The 15,156-nt window shown below is 66.0% G+C and carries 12 protein-coding genes; 1 reads left to right on the plus strand and 11 read right to left on the minus strand.

Features of this window, described 5'->3' with window-relative positions; genetic code table 11:
- Positions 1-211 precede the first annotated feature (211 nt).
- The 6 genes from FVW27_RS13690 to FVW27_RS13715 form a co-directional block, all read right to left on the minus strand.
- Positions 212-1,825, minus strand: coding sequence for an ABC transporter ATP-binding protein (locus tag FVW27_RS13690; RefSeq protein WP_208294792.1), 1,614 nt, complete (start codon positions 1,823-1,825; stop codon positions 212-214).
- A 4-nt stretch (positions 1,826-1,829) separates the two neighbouring features.
- Entirely contained in the window at positions 1,830-2,750 is a 921-nt protein-coding gene (locus tag FVW27_RS13695; RefSeq protein WP_167126063.1) for an ABC transporter permease, read from the minus strand.
- A gap of 7 nt (positions 2,751-2,757) precedes the next feature.
- Complete coding sequence (locus FVW27_RS13700) at positions 2,758-3,831, minus strand: ABC transporter permease (protein ID WP_167126032.1); 1,074 nt, start codon at positions 3,829-3,831, stop codon at positions 2,758-2,760.
- Between the two features lie 29 nt (positions 3,832-3,860).
- Positions 3,861-5,018 (minus strand): BMP family ABC transporter substrate-binding protein, encoded by a 1,158-nt coding sequence (locus FVW27_RS13705; protein WP_167126035.1) that lies wholly within the window; start codon positions 5,016-5,018, stop codon positions 3,861-3,863.
- Positions 5,019-5,151: 133 nt separating this feature from the next.
- Entirely contained in the window at positions 5,152-5,643 is a 492-nt protein-coding gene (gpt, locus tag FVW27_RS13710; RefSeq protein ID WP_167126038.1) for a xanthine phosphoribosyltransferase, read from the minus strand.
- Between the two features lie 136 nt (positions 5,644-5,779).
- Positions 5,780-6,643 (minus strand): AraC family transcriptional regulator, encoded by an 864-nt coding sequence (locus FVW27_RS13715; protein ID WP_167126041.1) that lies wholly within the window; start codon positions 6,641-6,643, stop codon positions 5,780-5,782.
- Between the two features lie 200 nt (positions 6,644-6,843).
- Between FVW27_RS13715 and FVW27_RS13720 the strand changes: the two genes are divergently transcribed.
- Positions 6,844-7,254: a hypothetical protein gene (locus FVW27_RS13720; RefSeq protein WP_167126044.1), complete on the plus strand. Its 411-nt coding sequence runs from the start codon at positions 6,844-6,846 to the stop codon at positions 7,252-7,254.
- Between the two features lie 92 nt (positions 7,255-7,346).
- Here the strand turns inward: FVW27_RS13720 and FVW27_RS13725 are convergent, their stop codons facing one another.
- The 5 genes from FVW27_RS13725 to FVW27_RS13745 form a co-directional block, all read right to left on the minus strand.
- Entirely contained in the window at positions 7,347-7,685 is a 339-nt protein-coding gene (locus FVW27_RS13725) for a P-II family nitrogen regulator (RefSeq protein ID WP_167126047.1), read from the minus strand.
- Between the two features lie 9 nt (positions 7,686-7,694).
- Positions 7,695-9,185, minus strand: coding sequence for an ammonium transporter (locus FVW27_RS13730; RefSeq protein WP_424991878.1), 1,491 nt, complete (start codon positions 9,183-9,185; stop codon positions 7,695-7,697).
- 602 nt (positions 9,186-9,787) lie between these two features.
- A complete protein-coding gene (locus FVW27_RS13735) occupies positions 9,788-11,680 on the minus strand; it encodes a peptidylprolyl isomerase (RefSeq protein ID WP_167126051.1) in 1,893 nt (630 codons plus the stop codon).
- Positions 11,681-11,821: 141 nt separating this feature from the next.
- The gene (locus tag FVW27_RS13740; protein WP_167126054.1) at positions 11,822-13,747 is read right to left on the minus strand and encodes an aconitate hydratase; all 1,926 of its coding nucleotides are present in this window, start codon (positions 13,745-13,747) and stop codon (positions 11,822-11,824) included.
- Positions 13,748-14,066: 319 nt separating this feature from the next.
- Positions 14,067-15,156, minus strand: a 1,090-nt coding sequence (locus FVW27_RS13745; RefSeq protein WP_167126057.1) for a sigma-54 interaction domain-containing protein, incomplete at its 5' end; no start/stop codon positions are given.

Consider the following 15,156-nt stretch of genomic DNA (forward strand, 5'->3'; position numbering starts at 1 on the left):
CCCCGCTTCCGGTTGCGCCTGCGCCAGCGGTGCCGCGCCCAAGCCGGGCGGTTGCGGCGGCGGCAATGGCGGCGGGTGCGGCTGCTCCGGCTAAGTCGAAAAATCCCTCTGCGCCTTCTCCCCGTTTCTCCCGTTCCCCTTCAAATGACGAACGGCGGGCCGCCCCACTGGGGTGGCCCGCCGTTGCATTGGCACCTTCCATGCGTGCGGCCTACACCTGCGCTACAACCGCGCCCGGCCCGCCCGCCTCATCTGCATCATCCGCCTCATCGGGGCGCACCCCGGCCATCATCAGGCCGATGGCCTCCACCTTGACGGTGTCATCCTTGTCGAACACGTCGATGAACCGGCCCCGGTACATCACCGCGATGCGGTCGGCCAGTTCCAGCGCCTCGTTCAGGTCGCCGGTGACCAGCAGCACCCCTGCGGTGGAGCGCGCCTCCAGCAGTCTGCCCCACACTTCCTCGGTGGCGGAAATATCCAGCCCCTGGGTGGGGTTTTCGGCCACGATGACTTCCGGCTTGCGGAAGAACTCGCGCCCGATGACCAGCTTTTGCAGGTTGCCGCCCGAAAGCGCCCGCGCAGATGCGGTGATGTCGCCGGGCTGCACGTTGTATTCCCACACCACCCGCTTCACGGCGTTGACGGCTTCGGCCCGGTCCAGGAACACACCCTTGGCGAACAGATTGCGCGTGGTCAGCAGAAAGTTGTCCACAAGGTCCAGATGGCGGCAGGTGGCCAGCCCCTGCCGGTCCTCGGGGATGTAGGCCAGACCGCGCCTTCCGGGAGGCCCGGCAAAGAATTCGCGCCACGGGCGGCCAAGAATGCGCACCTCGCCCGCTTCGGGCCGGGCCAGGCCGCAGATGGCTTCCACCAGTTCCTTCTGCCCGTTGCCCGCCACACCGGCGATGGCCACGATCTCGCCGCGCCGCACCTCCAGCGAGACGTCGGAAAGCCCGGCACCGGAAAGGTGCTCGACGGACAGCACCGTGTCCACCGGAGTCAGCCGCTTGGCGTCCACCTGCAGCACCACGTCGCGGCCCACCATGCGGTTGGCCAGCACGGTCTGGTTGGGCACGTCAGCCTCGCTGAACTCGTCCACCACCTCGCCTCGGCGCAGGATGGCTATCTCGTCGGCAACGGTCAGCACTTCCTGCAACTTGTGGCTGATGAACACCAGCGCCTTGCCCTGGTCGGCCATGCGCCACATGGCTTCGAACAGTTGGTCGGTCTCGCGCGGGGTGAGTACCGCCGTGGGTTCGTCCAGGATCAGCACGCGGCTGTCGCGGTACAGCAGCTTCAGGATTTCCACACGCTGACGCTCGCCCATGGACAGGCCGCCCACGCGGGCCGCCGGGTCCACGGCCAGGCCGTAGCGTTCGGCCAGTGCGGCCACCTCGTCGCGCATGCGCGCGGGGCGCAATACCATGTCGGGCGACTGGCCCAGCAGCACGTTTTCCGCCACGGTCATGGAATCCACCAGCATGAAGTGCTGGTAGACCATGCCGATGCCCGCGCGCAGGGCATCGCGCGGCGAGGCGAACACAGTGGGCGCGCCGTCCACCACGATGGTGCCCGCATCCTGGCGCAGCCTGCCGGCCAGGATGGACATGAGCGTGGACTTGCCCGCGCCGTTCTCGCCAAGCAAGGCCTTGATGCAGCCGGGGCGGATGTCCAGGGTGATGTCGTGGTTGGCGCGCACCTTGCCGAACGACTTGCAGATGCCGTCCAGGCGCACCACGGGCGGCAGGTGGGCGTGAGCCTCGCGGGCGCGCCGGGGCGTTTCCGGTGCCACGGCAGAGGGGATATGCGGCGTATCGCTCATGGCATCATTCCTCGGGCTCGATGTTCACGCCCAGCGCGGCGGGCGCGGCACGCCCGCCACCGCGCGCCGACGAGGCCAGCAGCACCAGCACGGTCAGCGCGTAGGGCAGCATGAGCATCAGCGACGAGGGCAGGTTGGCCCCCATGGCCTGCAAGCGCAGTTGCAGGGCCATCACCCCGCCGAACAGATACGCCCCGAACACGGCGCGGCCAGGCCGCCAGAAGGCGAAGATGACCAGCGCCACGGCAATCCAGCCGCGTCCGGACGTCATGTTGTTGGTCCACAGGTGGGTGTAGGCCAGCGACAGGTAGGCCCCGCCAAGCCCGGCCAGAAAGCCGCCCGTGAAGATGCCGCACCAGCGGATGCGCACCGGCGAAAGCCCGGCGGCGGATGCGGCGGCGGGGTGTTCGCCCGCGGCTCGCAGGGCCAGCCCCGGACGGGTGCGGGCCATGAACAGCCAGAACAGCGGCGGCAACAGGTACGACAGGTAGACCAGCGCGTCGTGTCGGAAAAATATGGTGCCCAGCACGGGAATGTCCGCCAGCACCGGCACGGCGAAGGCCTGGAAGCCGGTGGTGGTGATGCCAACGTACGGCGTGCCCAGAAAGTCCGCCAGGCCCAGCCCCAGAATGGTCAGCGCAAGGCCGGACACCACCTGGTTGCCCTGAAAGATCAGGCAGACCACCCCGTGCAGCAACGAAAGTCCGCCCCCGCACAGCCCGGCGGCCAGCACCCCGGCCCACGGGTTGCCGGTAAGGTGGGTGGCCAGAAAAGCGGTGAACGCGCCCACGATCATCATGCCTTCCACGCCCAGGTTCAGCACGCCGGAACGTTCGGTGAACATCTCGCCAAGGGTGGCGTACAGGATGGGCGTGCCCGACTGCACGGTGGCAGCCAGGATGGAGAGCAGCAGCGCGGTATCCATGTCCATGCTAACTCCTCCCCTTCAGCGTGAAGCGGTAACGGTCGAAGAACTGCCCGGCCAGCACCGAAAGCAGGATCATGCCTTCAAGAATGCCCCCGAAGGCGGCGGGCACCTGCAGATCCAGTTGCAGGTGTTCCACGCCCACGCGCAGCCCCGCCAGCAGAAACGCGAAGCAGGCGATGGAGCTGACGCGCAGGCGCGACAGCCAGGCCACCACGATGGCGGTGTAGCCGTACCCCACCATGATGCTGGGTTGCAGGCGGTTGACCGTGGCCGATGTTTCGATGCACCCGGCAAAGCCCGCCAGCGCGCCGCACAACGACATGACCAGCAGCACCAGCAGGTTGTACGGCATGCGGGCATAGCGCGCGGCGCGGGGGTTTTCGCCCCCGGCCAGCAGTTCGAAGCCAAGGCGGGTACGCTTCAGGAACACGCCCAGCAGCACGGCCACGCCCACGCACACCGCAAGGCCCCAGTGCACCCGCCCCAGGGTGGCCGGGGCAATGGGGCCGATGATGGCGGCCTTGGGGAAAATGGGGGTCATGGGAAAGCCGAAGCTGGTCGGGTCTTTCCACACGCCGTAGACCAGGAATTGCAGGAACAGGATGCCGATGTAGTTGAACATCAGCGTGGAGATGATCTCGTTCATGCCGAAGCGCAGGCGCAGCACGGCGGGCACCGCCGCCCACAACCCGCCCGCGATGGCGGCGCACAGGAACATCACCGGCATCATGGCCCACATGGGCAGGCCCGGAAAGGCCAGCACCGCCCACGTGGCGCCCACGGCGCCCAGGGCGAACTGCCCTTCGGCGCCGATGTTCCACACCTGCATGCGGAACGACACGGCCACCCCCAGCGAACACAAAAAGATGGGGATGGATTTCAGCAGCGTGTCTTCCAGCGCAAAGGGACCGCCGAAACCGCCCGACCACAGGACCGCCAGCGCTTTCAGCGGCGGCTTGCCATGCACGGCCAGCAACGCGCAACTGACCCCCAGCGATACGACGAGGGCCACCGCGAAAATGAAAAAGGAGCCCCATTGAAGGGGCTCCTGCCGTTTCACGACTCTGGGTAGGAACATGGACAGGGGGCTCCGGTTCTTGACCGCGACTACTGGGTGGAACCGACCACGCCTTCCACGAACCAGGTCATGCCCAGCATGTCCTGATCGGAAAGCACTTGGCCGTCGGGTACGCGCACCACGCCATTCTGATCCTTGACCGGGCCGGAGAACACCTTGTAGGTGCCCGCCACGATTTCGGCCTTGCGCGCGTCCACCTTGGATCGCACGTCCTGCGGCACCATGTCGCCGTAGGGGGCGATGCCCACGATGCCGTGTTCCATGCCGGGCCAGAACGAGCCGGACTTCCATTCACCCTTGCGGACCTTTTCCACCACGTCCTTGTAGAACGGGGTCCAGTTCCACACGGCGGAGGTCAGCAGCGACTTGGGGGCGAAATGGCTCATGTCCGAGTTGTAGCCCACGGAGTACACGCCGCGTTCCTGGGCCGCTTCCTGCGGGCCGGGGGAATCCTGGTGCTGGGCGATGACGTCTGCGCCCACGTCCAGCAGGCTCTTGGCGGCTTCCTTTTCGGTGGCGGGGTCGTACCAGGTCTTGGTCCACACCACGCGCACTTCGGCCTTGGGGTTCACGGCGCGCACGCCCAGCGTGTAGGCGTTGATGCCGCGAATCACCTCGGGGATGGGGAAAGCCGCCACGTAGCCGAGGATGTTCGACTTGGTCATGGAGCCGGCCACCATGCCGGTCAGGTAACGGGCCTGATACATGCGCCCGAAGTAGTTGCTCATGTTGGGCGCGGTCTTGTAGCCCGAGCAGTGCATGAAAGTGGTGTTGGGGAACTGCTCCGCCACCTTCAGCGTGGGGTCCATGTACCCGAAGCTGGTGGTGAAGATGATGTCGAAGCCCTTGCGTGCCATGTTCTGGATGACGCGTTCGGCGTCGGCCCCTTCGGGCACCGATTCCACGAACGAGGTGGTCACGCCGGGCATTTCCGCAATGGCCTTGCGGGCCTGGTCATGGGCCCAGGACCAGCCCACGTCGCCCACGGGCGAAACGTAGACGAAGCCGACCTGCATTTCCTTCACAGGAGCGGGGGCCGGGGCGGCAGCCGGAGCGGGCGCGGCGGCGGCGGGCGTCTGCTCGGCCTTGGGGGCCTCGGCAGGCTTCTTGTCTTCGCCGCAGCCGGTCAGGGCGGCCATGAGCAGCATGGCGGCAACCAGCAACATCGCGGATACGGATTTGCGCATCGGGAGCCTCCTCGGGGCTTGGTGAATGGAACGGTATGCGGCTGCGAACGGGGATCCCGTCCGCCAATGTACAAGGACCTCAGCCTGGCGCTTCACGAGCGGCCAGGCCGACGCTGATGCGGAAAAGAGATTTCTAGCCCGCTTCCCGCTGGTTGACAAGGGGCTGCACGTACTGCACCTCCGAGTCCCACGGAAAGAGAATCCATGTATCCTGGCTGACTTCGGTGATGTAGGTGTCCACCAGGGGGCGCCCCTCTGGCTTGGCATACACGGTGGCGAAGTGGGCCTTGGGCAGCATTTCGCGCACCGCCTTGGCCGTGCGCCCGGTGTCCACCAGGTCGTCCACCATCAGCCAGCCGTCGCCGTCGCCCTGCACGCCCTTCAGCACTTCAAGGCGGCTGGACTGATCCTGCCACTTGTAGCTGGTGATGCATACCGTATCGATGAGGTGTACCCCCACTTCACGGGCGATGATGGCGGCGGGCACCAACCCCCCGCGTGTGATGGCGATGATGCCGGTCCAGGGCCCTTTCTCCAGCAGCCGCCACGACAACGCCTTGGCGTCGCGGTGAAGCTGTTCCCAGGTGACGGGAAAGACCTTGCGGTAGGAGTCTGCGGTGCGCACGTGGGGTTCCTGCTGGTTGCGGAGCCGTGGCCGACGCGGCCTGTCGTAGGGGCGTCTTCCGGCTCCCGTTGCGGGTGACGCCTCCCTTGCCCTGCCCCGCCCGCGCTGTCAAGCGCTTACTCCTGCCTGGGCCTGCTCAACGCGCGCCTGCCCCGGTGCTCTCCCGTGCTGACCCCGTACCGCGCACCATTTCAACAGCGCCCCCGGCATTCTCGGCGACGACCCGGCGGAACTCCGCCGGAGTCACCCCGTACAGCGCCCGGAACCGGCGGTAGAAGTTGGGCAGGCTTGCAAAGCCGCAACGCAGCGCCACCTCGGCAATGCCCCGGTCAGATTCCGCCAGTTCGCCCCCAGCCTTTTCCAGGCGGCGGGTATTCACGTACTCCACCACGCTGGCCCCCGCATGACGCCGGAATTCGCGCGTCAGCAGGCTGCGCGACAGACCGAACCGGGCGGCCAGCCCGTCCAGGTCCACCGGTTGGGCCAGATGGGCGTCCAGCCAGCCACGCACGCCGCGCATGACGTCGTGGTGCCGCGTGCCCGCATCGCCCCCGGCCTGCATGTCCCGCACGTGAAAGGCCAACAGCAGGCCGATTGCCCCCCATGCCACGGGCGCATCCGTCCCTTCGTCGCGCCCGATGCCGTCGGGAATCATGTCCGCCATGGCCCACAGCCGGGCGGCGTCGGCATGGTGATCCACCACCGAACACCCCGTCGGCTGCGGCGTCACAAGGGCGGCCACCTGCGTGGGGGAAAGCTGGGTGGCCATGTCCCCCTGGGTCAGGCACACCACCTTCAACCCGGCGGCTTCGCTCCGGCCAAAGACGTAACGGTGCCGCACGCGCGGTGCGACCAGCACGCTGCGCCCCTCCTCCAGGGCCACCTCGCCATGGTCCAGCAGCAGCAGGCCGCTGCCGGAACGGCACAGCACGAACTCGTACACGTCGTGGGCGTGCCATGCGGTGGATTCCGCAAGGGTAAGGGAAAAACTCCAGAACATCTTTTGTCCGATCAGGTAAATATTATGGCCAATCCGCAATTCACGACTCACCAATCATTGCATAGCATGGCATTCATGACAATGGGGAACGCCCCGTATGGATACCCGCACCCAAGCAATCATGCGCACCGGGGCGAACCGCGCACTGGCGCCCCCCGCCCCCGCAACCCCCTCACTCCACGCAAGCCCCCGGAGGACACATGAACCCCATCAACCAGCCCCCCGCCGCCGCGACGCCCGGCGACATTTCTCCCCACATCCTCGCAGCCTTCCGCATGATGTGGGACAAGCACCCTTCCCCGGTCATGCTCACCCGGCCCAACCGCACCATCGTGGCCGTGAACGAGGCGGCGCGGGCAGTCGGCATCGAACCGGGGCGCAAGTGCTTTACCCTGTGCGGCCCGGACAAACCTTGCGCCGCGTGCAAGGCCAACCAAGCGGTGCGCGATGATGCCTGTGCTCGCAGCCTGAGTTACACCGAGGCGGGTAACCGCTTCGTGGACGCCTACTGGACGCCGCTGGCGGGGGTGGACGGCCTGTTCCTGCACTACGCCAACGACATCACCCCCTGCGTGCGCGAGGAACTGCTGCGCCCCGGCTGCAGCTGCTGACGGTGCCCCGGACATAAAGCGGGGCCGCCAACAACTGGCGGCCCCGTCGGTCCTGCTTGCCTCGCGGCTGTTCGGGGCGTGCAAGGCAACTATCAGATGGCGTCCGTTCCCTCCTCGCCGGTACGGATGCGGATCACCTCTTCAAGCGAGGAAATGAATATCTTGCCGTCGCCGATGCTGCCGGTGCGCGCCGCCGTGGTGATGGCCTTCACCACCTGGTCGCTCATGCCGTCGGGCACCACGGTCTCGACCTTGATCTTGGAATTGAACTGCACCTCGTATTCCAGGCCGCGATAGGTTTCCACGTGGCCTCGCTGGCGTCCGTAGCCGCGCACTTCGGTCACCGTCAGCCCGAACACCCCTATGGCGATCAGCGCGTCCTTCACTGCATCCAGCTTGAACGGCTTGATGATGGCTTCGATTTTCTTCATGGCGGGCTCCTACTTCATGGCCTTTTTCAGGTTGAAGTCGGGGTAGGCGGAAACCGCCACCTCGGCCTGATCCAGCCCTTCCAGTTCCAGTTCCGGATCGACGCGCAGCGGCACGACCTTGTCCAACAACTTGAAGAACACGTACATCACCACGAACACGAAGACGATGTTGGTGCCCACGCCGACCAACTGAGCCATGAACTGCGAGGCATCGCCGTAGAACAGCCCCTTCACGGTGCCTTCCACGCCGTTCAGCCCTTCGCCGTAGGTGCCGTCGGCAAACAGGCCCAGGGACAGCACGCCCCACGCGCCGTTCACGCCGTGCACCGAAATGGCACCCACCGGATCGTCGATCTTCAGGGTCTGCTCCACGAACAGCACGCTGATGCACAGCATCACCCCGGCCACGGCGCCAATGCCCACCGCCGCCACCGAGTTGACGAAGGCACACGGCGAGGTGATGGCCACAAGACCCGCCAACAGGCCGTTGGCTGCCATGGACACGTCGGGCTTGCCGTAGCGCATCCACATGTACATCATGGAAAAGAACGCGCCAGAGGCAGAGGCCAGCATGGTGTTGGTGGCAATGACGCCGATGCGCAGATCGCCCCCGGCCAGAGTAGACCCGGCGTTGAACCCGAACCAGCCGAAGGCCAGAATGAAGCAGCCAGCAATGGCCATGGGGATGTGGTGGCCGGGCATGGCCACGGGGGTGCCGTCAGGCTTGAACTTGCCAAGGCGCGGCCCCAGCACGATGGCCCCGGCAGCCGCCGCAACGCCGCCTGTCATATGCACCACGGCGGAACCGGCAAAGTCCGCCACGCCGTGGCCAAGGCCGAAGTTGCGGCCAAGGGCCGACAGCCAGCCGCCGCCCCACACCCAGTTGGCGAACAGCGGGTACACGAACATGGAAATGAAGAACCCGTAGACGACGAAGGACTTGAAGGTCCAGCGCTCTGCCATGGAGCCGGTGGGAATGGTGGCCGTGGTATCCATGAACACCATCTGGAACAGGAAGACAGAAAAGATCACCGCGTCATAGGCATCACCGGACAGAAAAAAACCGGTGGTGCCGAACAGGCCGAAATCCTTGCCCGCGATGGTCACGGTAAACTCGTTGGCCAGCGCGCCAGCGCCGCCCAGGCTGAGCACGCCGCCCACGCCGCCCATTTGCAGGGCAAAGCCGCATATCCAGTACCCCAGCATGCCGATGCCGTAGATCATCATGTTCATGGCCATGGTGTGCCCGGCGTTCTTGGCGCGGGTAAAGCCCGTTTCGGCAAGGGCAAAGCCCGCCTGCATGAACATGACCAGGAAGCCGCACAGCAACGTCCACATCATGTTGATGGCGATGCGGTTGTGACCGACCACATCGGCAACCTTGGCGGCCAGGGGCTCACTCTGGGACAGCGTGTCGAACTCTTCCTTGGTCGGAGCGCCAGAGGTGGCCCCGATCACATCCGCAGAAGTGCCGATTGATGCACCGCTCGGATCAGACACAGGCGCATCATCCGCATAAGACGCGCATGAAACGAGCAGCGTACATAAAATCACAAGCGCCGTTACGATACTTTTGAGCCCTTTCATCCCGCATTCCTCACTTCATGCAACATTTTTTGCAGTTGCATGCACTCCTGTCTGATGCAAACGAGGGGACACGTCCCTCCCCATTTTTCCCATCTCAACCGGAATGCACGTGGCAGCTACGATGAAGCGCACAAAGCATCTTTCAGGCCAACGCTGCAACTCCATTCTTTTCAGTCAAATACGCTGTCGCCCAACTTCTCGCTGGCGCTAACCCACGCTATATAATACGAAATTGTAATTTTTTATCATGCATTTTTTACTTTTTTGTATTTATGTGTCAAAAAATTACTGAAATTTCCTCTCAGCTCTTGCAGTGGCGGCCAGGCAATTACGTAACCCAGACCAAAAAGGCACTCCCAGCCCATACACGCCAACCATCCATGCGATTTTTAAACCTATTATCACGATTAATGTATTTTTACATTTTCGGCATACGTGTTTGACATGCAACAAACAAAGGCCGCCCTCCCATCGGGAGGGCGGCCTTGCGTGCCATGTATCGATGTATGGTTCGGCTAGTCTTCGAGTATCTTGGTGTTGCGCAACTCGATCTTGGCGGCGGAGGACAGCTCGCCCACGAACACGCGGAAGAGTTCTTCGCGCTTGGCGGACAGCACGGTGGCGCGCACCGTATCGGCGGCAGCGGTCCATTCGGCATCGGTGGGGCGCTGTACGTCCTTGACGCGGAACAGCACCGCACCCGCCGAGGTATCCACAGGAGCGGCCTGCCACACGCCGGGGGCGGCGGCAAAGGCGGCGTCCACCAGGGCGCGGCTCTGGCCGAAGGCGGCGACAACGCCGTTGCGGCCAAAGGGGTCGGCGGTCTTTACCTTGGCGGCAAGATCGACGGGCAGGCCGTCGGCCAGCTTGGCCCCGGCTTCCTGCGCGGCCTTTACCGCCAACTTGGCACCTTCGATGCGGCGCACCTGGGCGGCCACTTCTTCCTTCACCTTTTCCAGCGGGGTCACGCTTTCCGGCTGCGATTCCAGCACGGCGGCGATCATGTACCCGCCCTCGATTTCCAGCGGAGTGTCGATGACCGTACCCGCCGGGGTGGTGAAGGCCGTGCCCACGGACTGACCCTTCAGGCCCACGGCAACGCCCGCGTCGGCGCGCGAGAACAGGCCGGTGGGCTTGTGTTCCAGCTTCAGCGCCTTGGCGATGTCGTCGATGGACTTGCCCGCGCCCGCCATTTCCAGGGCGGTATCCAGGGCCTCGTGCATCCGTTCGGACGCCTTCTCCTCGCCCAGGCGCTGGCGGATCTCGCCGCGCACTTCGTCCAGAGCGCGGGTGCGCTGGGCTTCGTGCGCTTCCAGTTTGATGACGTGCCAGCCGAAGGCGGTGCGCACGGGCGCGCTGATCTCACCGGGCTTCAAGGCGAACGCGGCCGCCTCGAAGGGGGGCACCATCTGCCCCTTGGTGAACCAGCCAAGGTCGCCGCCCTGCGTGCCGCTGCCCTTGTCGTCGGACAGCTTGGCGGCCAGCGCGGCGAAGTCCTTGCCCTTCTTGACCTGGGCAATGACGTCCTCGGCCTTGGCGCGGGCCGCGGCATCCTCTTCCTTGCTCGCCCCTTCCTGGGCCATGAACAGGATGTGGCGGGCGCGCACGCGCTCCGGCACCACGAAATACGTTTCGGCATTGTCCGCGTAGAAGGCGGCAATGGCCGATTCGGGAATCTCCACGCTGGCGGCCAGGCTGGCCGGGGTCAGGGTGACCGCGTCCAGACTGATGCGCTGCGGGTTGCGCCAGGCATCCAGATTCTCGTTGTAGCGTTCGGCGATCTGCTCGTCGGTGGGGGTCACCTTGAGCACATGGTCTTCCAGGGGAAACAGCACGTATTCGATGGTCCGGCGCTCGCGCCCGTAGTCGAACAGGGCGCGGGCCTCCTCGTCGGTGACCGAAGCGGGTGCGGTAACCCGGTCGCGCAGCTTCTGCAGCAGCATGTCGTGGCGGATGCCGTCCTCGAAGCGGCCGGGCGTGGTCTGCTGCCCCTTGAGCACGGAGCGGTACACTTCGGCGTCGAACTTTCCGTCGCCGTTGCGGAAGGCCGTTATGGACTCGATGGAGCGGCGCAGTTCAACCGGCGACACCGAAAGCCCGATACGCACGGCCTCGTCGGCCAGCAGGCGCTCGGTGATCATGGACTGCAACACCTGTCGCTTGAGGCCCATCTGCTTCATGTCCTCGGCGGTGATGCCGGGGTAGCGGCTGCGCAGCGCTTCCACCTGGCGCTCGTAGGTGCGCCCGAACTCCTGGAGCAGGATGGGCTTCTTGTTCACCGTGGCAAGGGCACCCGACGAGCTGTTGTTCATGGAGCCCACGCCCCAGAAGACGAACACGAGGATGATGATGCCGAAGGCAATCTTCACGCCCCACGACTGCGCGTGGGCACGGATCTGTTCAAGCATTGAGAAACTCCATTGCGGTGTGCGCCAATGCCCCCCGGTGCGTCCGGCTGCGCCAGTTGCGCTGGCTGCGCCGATTGCGCGCGGTCGCGTCGGGGGGCCGGGGGTGCCGGAGGCTCCGTGCGGAGCCCCGGCAAGGACACCCTACTGTTTTCTGGAAAGGCGGACGTGGTTCAGCAATCCGCCTGCCCGGATAATATCCAATTCCTTCTGCGTCAAATCGTTCCGTACGCGGATGGCGCCCACGCCCTCCACCTGCACGTCCACCTCGCCTCCCGCGGTGATGGCCGAAGCGGGAATGGTCACCGTGCCACCCACGGTCAGCCTGTCGTAGTCGGCCCGGTCGCACAGGATCAGCGGCAGGATGCCGAAGTTCACCAGGTTGGCCCGGTGGATGCGCGCCAGCGAACGCACGATGACCGCGCGGATGCCCAGGTGGCGCGGGGCCAGCGCGGCATGTTCGCGGCTGGAGCCCTGGCCGTAGTTGTCCCCGGCCACGATGACCCCGATGCCCGCCGCCCTGGCGCGGGCCACGAAATCCGCGTCCACCCGCCCGAACACGTGCTGCGCGATGGCGGGCACGTTGGAGCGCAACGAGGTGATCTCCGCCCCGGCAGGCATGATGTGGTCGGTGGTGATGTCGTCGCCCAGCTTGATGACCACCGGCGCCGTCACCGTGACGTCCATGGGCGTGAACTGCTCCAGCGCCACGATGTTGGGCCCGCGCAGCACCTCCACGCCGCTACCGTCAGCAGGCGGAAACACGAACAGGTGGCGGATGGAAGGAGCCTTGGCGGGCAATTCCGGCTGGGCCGGGGGGGTGCCCCAGGTGGCCGGGTCGGTGAACTGCCCGTGCAGCGCGGCCATGGCGGCGGTAAGCGGCGAAACCAGATACACCTTGGCATCCTTGGTACCGCTGCGGCCTTCGAAGTTGCGGTTGAAGGTGCGCACGCTGACCCCGCCCGACACGGGCGAACCGCCCATGCCGATGCACGGCCCGCACGAACATTCAAGGATGCGCACACCCGCGTCCAGCAGCGGTTCCACCAGGCCTTCGGCGGCCAGCATCTTCAACACCTGCTTGGAGCCTGGCGAGACCATGGTGTCGGTGCCCACGTGCACCAGTTTGTCGCGCAGCACCTCGGCCACCATGCGCATGTCGGCATAGGACGAGTTGGTGCACGAGCCGATGGCCACCTGGTCCACGGAAAGGCCCGCCAGTTCGGCCACGGGCACCACCCGGTCGGGCATGTGCGGCTGGGCCACCAGCGGCACCAGCGCGGAAAGGTCGATGACGATCTCGTCGTCGTAGGTGGCGTCCGCGTCAGCGCAAAGTTCCTTCCAGTCGTCCTCGCGGCCCATGGAGGCCAGGAAGGCGCGGGTGCGCTCGTCGCTGGGGAACAGGGAGGCCGTTGCCCCCAGTTCCGCCCCCATGTTGGTGATCACCGCGCGTTCGGGCACGCTCAGGGTGGCCACGCCCGGCCCGGCGAATTCGAACACCTTGCCCACCCCGCCCTTGACCGTGAGCAGGCCCAGCAGGTGCAGGATGACGTCCTTGGCGGACGCCCAGCCGGTCAGGCGGCCTTCCAGGCGCACCTTGACCACGCGGGGCATGGAGATGAAGTACGGTTCGCCCGCCATGGCCAGGGCCACGGAAAGGCCGCCCGCGCCCATGGCCAGGCTGCCGATGCCGCCTGCCGTGGGGGTATGGCTGTCGGAGCCGACAAGCGTTGCGCCGGGCAGCGCGAAATTTTCCAGATGCAGTTGGTGGCAGATGCCGGTGCCGGGGGGCGAAAAGATCACTCCGTGTTTCGCGGCCACGGTGCGCAGAAAGCGGTGGTCGTCCGGGTTGCGGAAGCCCATCTGCAGGGTGTTGTGGTCCACGTAGCTCACCGAAAGATCGGTGCGCACGCGGTCAACGCCCATGGCCTCGAATTGCAGATAGGCCATGGTGCCGGTGGCGTCCTGGGTCAGGGTCTGGTCGATGCGCAGGCCGATTTCGGCCCCCGGGGCCATCTCGCCGCTGACGAGATGCGCCGCGATGATCTTCTGCGTAAGGTTCATGGACATGCTACCCCTCGTGGATTCGGCGTTGCCGGTATGGCGTGCGCACCCGCGCCGCCCGTAAGCTGGTTCGTCCGGCGGGCCGAAGGTCCCTGGGACACACTGCATCGCATGATTGCGGCCCGGATGCCGATCCGGCAGCCGCGAAACGTCGGCACAAGGGCATGCAGGGCGCCGCGCCCACCGCCGGTCACCACGACGCTACGAGCCTGCGTGGCGGTTGCCGGTGCCGGGGGCCTCATGCCGCAACCGCCCGCGAACCCGCGCGTGGGGTTCCGGGCGGTTTGTCCGGTGTAGTGCACATCACCGCGGCCCGCAAGGGGCGTCAGGCAACTTCTATGCCCATTCCGCGGTATTCGTTGAGCTTGTTGCGCAAGGTGCGCACCGAGATGCCCAGCAGTTCCGCCGCCTGGGTGCGGTTGCCGGAGGTGACCTCCAGCCCTTTCAGGATCATGATGCGTTCCATCTCGTGCAGGGGGATGACCCCACCGGGGAAGGACGCGACGTCAGGCCCCCCCGCCTGTCCGCCATCCTCGGATAACGTGGACGCATCACCGACGCCGTCCGCCCCTGCCGGGGCGACCGCACCGCCATCCTCGCCGCCCGAGTCCAGGTCGCCCTCTTCGAACAGCGGCCAGTTGTCGGGGTCGAGCAGGAAGTGCCGGGTGGTGATGGGCCGCCCCCCGGCCAGCAGCACGGCGCGCTCCATCAGGTTCTGCAACTCGCGCACGTTGCCCGGCCAGTCGTAGTGTTGCAGCCACTCTTCGGCCTCGGGCGAAAACTCGGCGGGGGCAAGGCCATACTCGCGCACGTAGGTGGCGGCAAAATGCCGGGCCAGCACCACCACGTCGTCGCCGCGTTCGCGCAGGGCGGGCAGGCGCAGGGGGATGACGTTCAGGCGAAAGAACAGGTCCTGCCGGAACTTGCCCTGCTTCGCCCAGTCGTCCAGGTCGCGGTTGGTGGTGGCCAGCACGCGCACGTCCACCTTCACGGTCTCGGTGCCGCCCACGCGATCGATCTCGCTTTCCTGCAGCACGCGCAGCAGCTTGGCCTGCAGGCCAAGGTCCATTTCTGAAATTTCGTCCAGCAGGATGGTGCCGCCGCTCGCCAGTTCGAACTTGCCCAGCTTGCGGGCAATGGCCCCGGTGAAGGAGCCCTTCTCGTGGCCGAACAGCTCGCTTTCCAGCAGGTGTTCCGGCAGGGCGGCGCAGTTCACGGCCACGAAGGGGCCTTCGGCCCGGTCGCTCCAGCCGTGCAGGAACCGCGCGAACATTTCCTTGCCGGTGCCCGATTCTCCGGAAATGAGCACCGTTGCGCGCGAAGGGGCCACCTGACGGGCCAGGGCCAGCACGCGGCGCACTGCGGGGTGGTCGCCCACGATGCGGGGGACGCCGGGGCGCTGCTCGGGCGTGCGG

This window comes from Nitratidesulfovibrio liaohensis (genome assembly GCF_011682075.1).
GTDB lineage: Bacteria > Desulfobacterota > Desulfovibrionia > Desulfovibrionales > Desulfovibrionaceae > Cupidesulfovibrio > Cupidesulfovibrio liaohensis.

Bases quoted from the DNA above. Each gene is read 5' to 3' on its own strand.
- FVW27_RS13690 (WP_208294792.1), bottom strand. From the start codon at position 1,825: ATGAGCGATACGCCGCATATCCCCTCTGCCGTGGCACCGGAAACGCCC.
- FVW27_RS13735 (WP_167126051.1), bottom strand. From the start codon at position 11,680: ATGCTTGAACAGATCCGTGCCCACGCGCAGTCGTGGGGCGTGAAGATT.
- FVW27_RS13700 (WP_167126032.1), bottom strand. From the start codon at position 3,831: ATGTTCCTACCCAGAGTCGTGAAACGGCAGGAGCCCCTTCAATGGGGC.
- FVW27_RS13725 (WP_167126047.1), bottom strand. From the start codon at position 7,685: ATGAAGAAAATCGAAGCCATCATCAAGCCGTTCAAGCTGGATGCAGTG.
- FVW27_RS13705 (WP_167126035.1), bottom strand. From the start codon at position 5,018: ATGCGCAAATCCGTATCCGCGATGTTGCTGGTTGCCGCCATGCTGCTC.
- FVW27_RS13720 (WP_167126044.1), top strand. From the start codon at position 6,844: ATGAACCCCATCAACCAGCCCCCCGCCGCCGCGACGCCCGGCGACATT.
- FVW27_RS13715 (WP_167126041.1), bottom strand. From the start codon at position 6,643: ATGTTCTGGAGTTTTTCCCTTACCCTTGCGGAATCCACCGCATGGCAC.
- FVW27_RS13695 (WP_167126063.1), bottom strand. From the start codon at position 2,750: ATGGATACCGCGCTGCTGCTCTCCATCCTGGCTGCCACCGTGCAGTCG.
- FVW27_RS13740 (WP_167126054.1), bottom strand. From the start codon at position 13,747: ATGTCCATGAACCTTACGCAGAAGATCATCGCGGCGCATCTCGTCAGC.